The sequence below is a fragment of the Isoptericola sp. NPDC055063 genome (genome assembly GCF_053608125.1).
Genome location: NZ_JBSGUW010000024.1, coordinates 1 through 6,702 on the forward strand (window position 1 = coordinate 1; position 6,702 = coordinate 6,702).

Annotated in this window: 7 protein-coding genes; 3 read left to right on the forward strand and 4 right to left on the reverse strand. The window is 73.6% G+C overall.

What is annotated here, in order from left to right:
- Positions 1-33: 33 nt before the first annotated feature.
- Positions 34-825, reverse strand: coding sequence for an ABC transporter ATP-binding protein (locus ACWF41_RS21085; RefSeq protein ID WP_380326605.1), 792 nt, complete (start codon positions 823-825; stop codon positions 34-36).
- A gap of 241 nt (positions 826-1,066) precedes the next feature.
- On the opposite strand from ACWF41_RS21085, the gene ACWF41_RS21090 reads away from it, so the two are divergent.
- The gene (locus ACWF41_RS21090; protein ID WP_380326602.1) at positions 1,067-1,450 is read left to right on the forward strand and encodes a YybH family protein; all 384 of its coding nucleotides are present in this window, start codon (positions 1,067-1,069) and stop codon (positions 1,448-1,450) included.
- Positions 1,451-1,561: 111 nt separating this feature from the next.
- Here ACWF41_RS21090 and ACWF41_RS21095 read toward each other — a convergent pair whose 3' ends face one another.
- Positions 1,562-2,854, reverse strand: coding sequence for an alpha/beta fold hydrolase (locus tag ACWF41_RS21095; RefSeq protein ID WP_380326608.1), 1,293 nt, complete (start codon positions 2,852-2,854; stop codon positions 1,562-1,564).
- Between the two features lie 79 nt (positions 2,855-2,933).
- Here ACWF41_RS21095 and ACWF41_RS21100 point away from each other — a divergent pair, with 79 nt between their 5' ends.
- Complete coding sequence (locus tag ACWF41_RS21100) at positions 2,934-3,674, forward strand: YqeB family protein (RefSeq protein WP_380326599.1); 741 nt, start codon at positions 2,934-2,936, stop codon at positions 3,672-3,674.
- A complete protein-coding gene (locus tag ACWF41_RS21105) occupies positions 3,658-4,293 on the forward strand; it encodes a TetR/AcrR family transcriptional regulator (RefSeq protein WP_380326596.1) in 636 nt (211 codons plus the stop codon). Before ACWF41_RS21100 ends, ACWF41_RS21105 begins: the two co-directional genes overlap by 17 nt.
- Here the strand turns inward: ACWF41_RS21105 and ACWF41_RS21110 are convergent.
- Together ACWF41_RS21110 and glpK are read right to left on the reverse strand one after the other, a co-directional pair.
- Positions 4,275-4,790 (reverse strand): hypothetical protein, encoded by a 516-nt coding sequence (locus ACWF41_RS21110; RefSeq protein WP_380326593.1) that lies wholly within the window; start codon positions 4,788-4,790, stop codon positions 4,275-4,277. The genes ACWF41_RS21105 and ACWF41_RS21110 overlap by 19 nt on opposite strands.
- A gap of 252 nt (positions 4,791-5,042) precedes the next feature.
- The gene (glpK, locus tag ACWF41_RS21115; protein WP_380327159.1) at positions 5,043-6,557 is read right to left on the reverse strand and encodes a glycerol kinase GlpK; all 1,515 of its coding nucleotides are present in this window, start codon (positions 6,555-6,557) and stop codon (positions 5,043-5,045) included.
- Between the last annotated feature and the right edge of the window lie 145 nt (positions 6,558-6,702).

Sequence of the window (6,702 nt, forward strand, 5' to 3'; positions counted from 1 at the left end):
GGCCAAACGCCCGCTCACAACGCTGGGGCTCGGTCAGCGGAAGCGCTGCGCCGCCAGCGGGGCGGCTTCGGCGAGGCCGCGCACGGCGGGGTGGGCGTCGTCGGCCGCGCCGGCGGCGAGCACGTCGCTCATCGGCCCGGACGCGACGAACCGGCCCTCGGCCAGCACGTGCACGGTGGGGCACAACCGCGCGACCAGCTCCACGTCGTGCGAGACCAGCAGCACGGCGGTGCCCTCGGCGCGCGTGACGTCGGCGAGGCGGCGTACGATCTCGCCGCGCATCGCCGGGTCGACGGCGGTGAGCGGCTCGTCGAGCAGCATCGCGTCGGGCCGGGTGGCGAGGGCGAGCGCCAGCGCGAGCCGCTGCTTCTCCCCGCCGGACAGCGAGTGGATGGTGCGCCCGGCGAACTGCGGCTCCAGCGCGACGTCGTCGAGCAGCTGCTCGACGGTGCGGCCGCTCGCCCGGCCGGCCTTGCGGGCGTCGGACAGCGCACCGGAGACGGCGCGCTCCACCGTCCACCGCGGGTCGGCGTCGAGCCCGTTCTGCGCGACCGTGCGCACCGCGGCGCGGAACTTCTTCTTGTCCCGCCAGCCGAGCTTGCCCACCGTGCGGCCCTCGAACGTCACGTGGCCCTCGCGGATCCGCAGCTGCCCCAGCAGCGCCTGCACCAGCGTGGACTTGCCGGCACCCGACTCGCCCACGATCCCCACCGGCTCCGCCCCCGGCAGCAGCACCAGGTCGATCCCCTCCAGGATCGCCGGGCCGCCGTACCCGACCACCAGGTCGGCCGCACGCAGGATCGGGGTGGGGGAGGTGGTGCTCATGAGGTCGCCTTCTGCTTCACGTGGCGCGCCCGGGCGGGCGCCGCCGGTAGTCCGACGAACGACGGTACCCCGCGGTTCCCGCACCCCGGCGTGGTGGTCCAGTTCCCGCGAGGTGGTCCGGAACTCGGCGAGGTGGTCCGGAACTCGGCGAGGTAGTCCGGAACTCGGCGAGGTAGTCCGGAACTCGGCGAGGTAGTCCGGAACTCGGCGAGGTAGTTCCTCCCGCGCGCATACTGCGGGGATGGCAGCGGACCGGGTGTCGGTACGACGGTGGGTCGCCGGGTACGAGGCGGCGTGGCGGGACAGCGACGCGGACGCCGTCGAACGGCTCTTCACGCCCGACGCCCGGTACGCGCGCTCCCCGTACGACCCCGAGGAGCTCGTGGGTCACGCCGCGATCCGCGGGTTCTGGACCGTCGACACCGGCGCGACGTTCACGATGGCGGCCGAGCCGCTCGCCGTGGAGGGGGACGTCGCCGTCGTCCGGGTCGAGGTGCGCTACACCGCGCCGCGGGAGCAGGAGTACCGCGACCTGTGGGTGCTGCGCTTCGCCCCCGACGGCCGCGTGGTGGACTTCGAGGAGTGGGCGTACTGGCCCGGGAAGGCCTGGAGCGCGGCGCTGTGAGCAGGCCGGTCGGGACCGCCTCGCGTCACGACTGCTCCGTGAACTACCTCACCGAGTCGTGAACTACTTCGCCGAGTCGTCAACTACCTCGCGGGACCACGGACCACGTCTTCACGACCGCGCGCCGCCGCGGGCGTCCATGCGGGCGAGGAGCTTGGGAAACACGTCGCCGAGCCGCAGGCCGTCGTGCTCGAACTCGTTGGTCACCCAGGCGCGGGCGTTCCCGACGTGCCCGGCGGTCTCCAGGGACAGGCCCGCGTCCACGAACATGTCATCGTGGTAGACGGCGGCCTCGAGCGGGGCTTCGTTGCGCGCCAGGACGTCGAGGTCGTACAGGTCGCCCCAGCCCTTGCGCGCGGCGAGCGCCTCGGCCGCCGGGCGGAACGGGCGCAGCGCGGCGACCTGCTCGAACATCCAGGGGTAGATCATCTCGCCGGTGAACAGCAGGGGCCGCGCGTCGCCGGCGAACGACGGGTCCTCGTCGCGCACGCGCTGCGCCGCCCACGCCGTCGCCCCGGTGCCGGACTGGGCGTAGATCGACTCGTGCAGGACGGCGTACATCGGGTTGGTGGCGAAGCCGGTGGCGGCCTCCACCTCGGCGAGGAAGGTGTCGGACAGCTCGCCCGCGCCGTCGTCGTCGAACGCCTCGTCGACGATCCAGTGCACGCGCTCGAAGCCGGGGCCCATGCCGAACGCCATGCCGAGCGTCTGGAAGCGCTCGACGGTGAGCAGGTCCCCGCCGGGCAGGCGCACGTCTCCCGCGGCGATGCGGTCGGCGATCCGTGCCACGCGCTCGACGTCGTCGGGGTACCGCTCGCGGTAGAGCGCGTTCTTGGCGACGACGCGCGGCTGGGTGCGCCGGTAGACGTCCTCGGCGCTCGCGGTCAGGCCCGCCAGGCCGCCGGTGACGTACGACGCCGCGACGGCCTCGGGCGCGCGCGACAGGTAGGTGAGCGTGAGGAACCCGCCGTACGACTGGCCGAGGGTGGACCAGCGGCGCCCGCCGTAGACCGTCTTCCGCACATGCTCGGCGTCGTCGACGATGGCGTCGGCGCGGAAGTGGGAGAGGTGCTCGGCCTGCGCCTCGGCGGAGCCGAGCGCGGTCAGCGCTCCCGCGCGCACCGCCGTCGAGCGGCCGGTACCGCGCTGGTCGAGCAGGACGACGCGGAAGCGCTTGAGCGCCTCGCCCGCCCAGCCGTCCGGGCCGGTGGGGCGGGGGCCCTTGCCGCCCGGGCCGCCCTGGAGGAAGACGAGCAGGGGCAGGTCGTCGGCCTGTCGGGTGGGGTCGACGAGCTCGCGCACGAAGAGCGAGATCGTGCGCCCGTCGTCGGGGTGCGACCAGTCCAGCGGCACCGTGAGGGTGCGGTCGGTGACGTGGACGCCGGGGATCGTGTACTCGCGCATGGTGGTCCTGCCCGTGGTGCTCACCGGCACAGCCTAGGCCGGGTTGCATTAATAGAGCGACTGCTCCAACAATGAGGTCGTGCCCCGAACCTCCGCCTCGTCCGTGACCGAGGTCCGCCAGCCTCGCGCCGTGCCCCTGCTCGTCCTCGCGGCGACCGTCCTGCTCGGCGTGGGGCTGGGCGTCGGCCTCCCGCCGCTCGCCCGCTGGCTGGAAGGCTTCCTGGAGTCGAGCCCGCTGCCGGACCTCGGCCCGGTCGGGCTGCTCGCCGGCCTGCCGCCGGCCTGGTCCGTCCCGATCCTCGGGGGGCTCGGCGTGCTGGTCGGGACGCTGCTGGCGCTGTCGACGATCGGGGAGGCGCTGCGCCTGACCGTCGCGGCCGACCACCTGGAGCACCGCACGGACGACCAGGAGGGCTGGGTGGAGCGGGGCGACGTCGCGGACGTCTTCCGCGACGGCCGGTACCTGGTCCTCCTCGGCCCGGGCGGCGCGCCGCGGGCCCGGCTGGATGCCGACACGCTGCGCACGGCCGAGGTGCGGGGCGCGTTCGAGGCGCACGGCTGGCCGTGGCGCGACGCCGACCCGCACGAGCACGAGTACGAGCGGTGGATGGACGGGCGCCCGGGCTTCGCCCCCGCCGAGCACGCGTTGCTGCGCCGCCGGCTCGCGGAGCGCAAGGACGCCGGCGCGGTGGCGGAGGTCGACGCCGAGCTCGCGGCGCACGGCATCGTTGCGCGCGTCCGGGGCGACCGGCTCCAGGCCCGGCGGTTCGCCGTCCCCGCCGCCCCCGTGACCGAGAATGCCCGTGGCACGCACCATTGACCCCGCGCGCCACGAGGCGCGCCGTCTTCAGATCATCGACGCCGGGCTGACCGTCCTCGCGGAGCGCGGGTACGAGGGCGCGACGACGGCGGCGATCTGTCGGCAGGCCGGTATCGGCTCGGGCACGTTCTTCCACTACTTCGCCACGAAGACGGAGCTGGTGCTCGCCATCCTCGAGCTGGGCACGGCCGAGACGGTCGAGAAGTCGGCGGCCCTCGAGGGCCGCACCGACCCGCTCGGCGTCCTGCTCGACCTGTTGGCGGGTTGGGCGGACGACGCGGCCGACCCGCGCATCCCCGGCTTCGTGCGCGCCGTCGCCGGCGTCATGCACCTGCCGGCGGTCGCGGCGGCCCTGGCGGACGACGACCGCGCCCAGCGCGACCTCCTGGTCCCGTGGATCGAGCGCGGCCAGGCCGCGGGCGAGGTCCGCGCCGACCTCGCGCCCGCCCGCATCGCCTCGTGGCTGGTCCTGCTGTCCGGCGGCTTCCTGGAGCGCGTCGCCACCGACGACCGCTTCACCGTCGAGGGCGAGCGCGCGCTCCTGGTCGCCACGGCGCGGACGTTCCTGGCGGACGACGCGTCCGACGGGCCCCGCCCCGGTCAGACGGGCGGTCGGTGAGCCGCCGCCCAGGGGTCGTTCGCCGGGTCGGCGAGGAAGGCCCGGGCGTGATCGGCGAGGGAGCGGTCCAGGTCCTCGACGGTCAGCGTCGAGTACTCGAGGACGTCGTACTCGTCGTCCGCCTCGACGAACCACCGTGCTGAGGGGAGCCCTTCGTGGCCGATCTCGCGGTGGGCCCAGGCGGCCAGCTCGCGCGGGCTGATCGAGCCCGCGAGCAGGTCCAGGATCTTGCGCCGGACCTTCACCGTCTCGACCTGGTCCGGGGCGGGGACGTGGAGCCGGAGCTCGGCCGCCGCGGTGTCCGCCGTCAGCCGGAGCGCCGACGGCGCGTCGTCGGGATACGCGCCCGCCAGCTCGGCGAGCGCGGGCGAGTCGAGCCCGGCGACCAGCGCCTCCACCGCTGCGGTGACCAGCCGCTCCCGGGTGGCGGGCCGCACCTCGTCGCGGAACAGGCACAGGGCCTCGGCCAGCCGGTCCCTCGCCTCGTCCCGATCCACGAGCGCACCGTAGCGGACGGCCCGGCGGGCGCCGCCCGGCACCCGGCACAGGCAGTGGCAGTGGCAGCGGTAGCGGCCGAGCGGAGCACAGCACCCAGCAGCCCAGTCCACCACCGGGCGGAGGGCGAACGCAGAGCGGCGGGGACGGACGTCGTGCGGGCGGTCGTAGATGTCCCGAAGTGGAGGGCGCCCTGGCGCCCGTGAACGCGACCGCCCGCACGAGGTCCGTCCCCGCCGCGGGCTCAAGCAGAACTACTGCACGTCAGCATCAACCCAATCGAACGTCTTCGTGACCGCCTTCTTCCAGGACCGGTAGAGCCGCTCGCGCTCGTCCTCGGCCATGGCCGGCGACCAGCGCTTGTCCTCCGCCCAGTTCGCGGTGACGTCCTCCTCGCCCTTCCAGAACCCGACGGCGATGCCGGCGGCGTAGGCGGCGCCGAGCGCCGTCGTCTCGGCGACCTTGGGCCGCACGACGTCGACGCCGAGCTGGTCGGCCTGGAACTGCATGAGCAGCTCGTTGGCCACCATGCCGCCGTCCACCTTGAGCTCGGTGAGGTCGACGCCGGAGTCGAGCTTCATCGCGTCGACGACCTCGCGGGTCTGGAAGGCCACGGCCTCGAGCGCCGCGCGCGCGATGTGGTTGCGGTTGACGTACCGGGTGAGGCCGACGAGCGCGCCGCGCGCGTCGGGCCGCCAGTACGGCGCGAACAGGCCGGAGAACGCGGGCACGAAGTAGGCGCCGCCGTTGTCCTCGACCTTGCGGGCCAGCCACTCGACGTCGGGGGCGTCCTCGAACATCCCGAGGTTGTCCCGCAGCCACTGGATGAGGGAGCCGGTGACGGCGATGGAGCCCTCGAGGGCGTACACCTGGGGGGCGTCGCCGATCTTGTAGCAGACGGTGGTGAGCAGGCCGTTCTTGCTCGGCACCTTCTCCGTGCCCGTGTTGAGGAGCATGAAGTTGCCGGTGCCGTAGGTGTTCTTCGCGGTGCCGGTCTCGAAGCAGGCCTGGCCGAAGGTGGCCGCCTGCTGGTCGCCGAGGATGCCGGCGATCGGCACGCCGGGCACGAGGCCGCGGGGGCGGCCCTGGCCGTACACCTCGGAGGAGGAGCGGATCTCGGGCAGCATCGACAGCGGGATGCCCATGTCCGCGGCGATGTCCTCGCGCCAGCTCAGGGTGTCGAGGTCCATGAGCATGGTGCGCGACGCGTTGGTGACGTCGGTGACGTGCACGCCGCCGTCGGGCCCGCCGGTCATGTTCCACAGCACCCAGGTGTCGGTGTTGCCGAAGAGGAGGTCGCCCTTCTCGGCGGCCTCGCGCGCGCCCTCGACGTTGTCGAGGATCCACTTGACCTTGGGGCCGGAGAAGTAGGTCGCCAGCGGCAGGCCGACGATCGACTTGTACTTGTCGGCACCCTCGGAGCCGCCGAGCTCGTCGACGATCGCCTGCGTGCGGGTGTCCTGCCACACGATGGCGTTGTAGACGGGCTTGCCGGTGTTCTTGTCCCACACGACGGCGGTCTCGCGCTGGTTGGTGATGCCGATGGCGGCGAGGTCGGTGTGTGCCAGGTTGCCGCGGGTGAGCGCCAGCCCGACGACCTCGCGGACGTTGCTCCAGATCTGCTCGGCGTTGTGCTCGACCCAGCCCGCCTTGGGGAAGATCTGGTCGTGCTCGAGCTGGCCGGTGGAGACGATCCGGCCGGAGTGGTCGAAGACGATGGCACGCGAGCTCGTCGTGCCTTGGTCGATGGCGAGGACGTAGTCAGCCATGGGGGATGCCCTTCACGTCGATGTGGTGGAGAGGGTGCCGGGGGGGGCCCGCAGGGACCCGCCCGTGAGGGGGGTTCGGGGGGCCCCGCGCCCAGCAAGACCTCGAAGACACCCCCCCCCAAGGAGGAAGCCACGGGAGCCCCCT

Bases quoted from the DNA above. Each gene is read 5' to 3' on its own strand.
- ACWF41_RS21095 (WP_380326608.1), bottom strand. From the start codon at position 2,854: ATGCGCGAGTACACGATCCCCGGCGTCCACGTCACCGACCGCACCCTC.
- ACWF41_RS21090 (WP_380326602.1), top strand. From the start codon at position 1,067: ATGGCAGCGGACCGGGTGTCGGTACGACGGTGGGTCGCCGGGTACGAG.
- ACWF41_RS21085 (WP_380326605.1), bottom strand. From the start codon at position 825: ATGAGCACCACCTCCCCCACCCCGATCCTGCGTGCGGCCGACCTGGTG.
- glpK (WP_380327159.1), bottom strand. From the start codon at position 6,557: ATGGCTGACTACGTCCTCGCCATCGACCAAGGCACGACGAGCTCGCGT.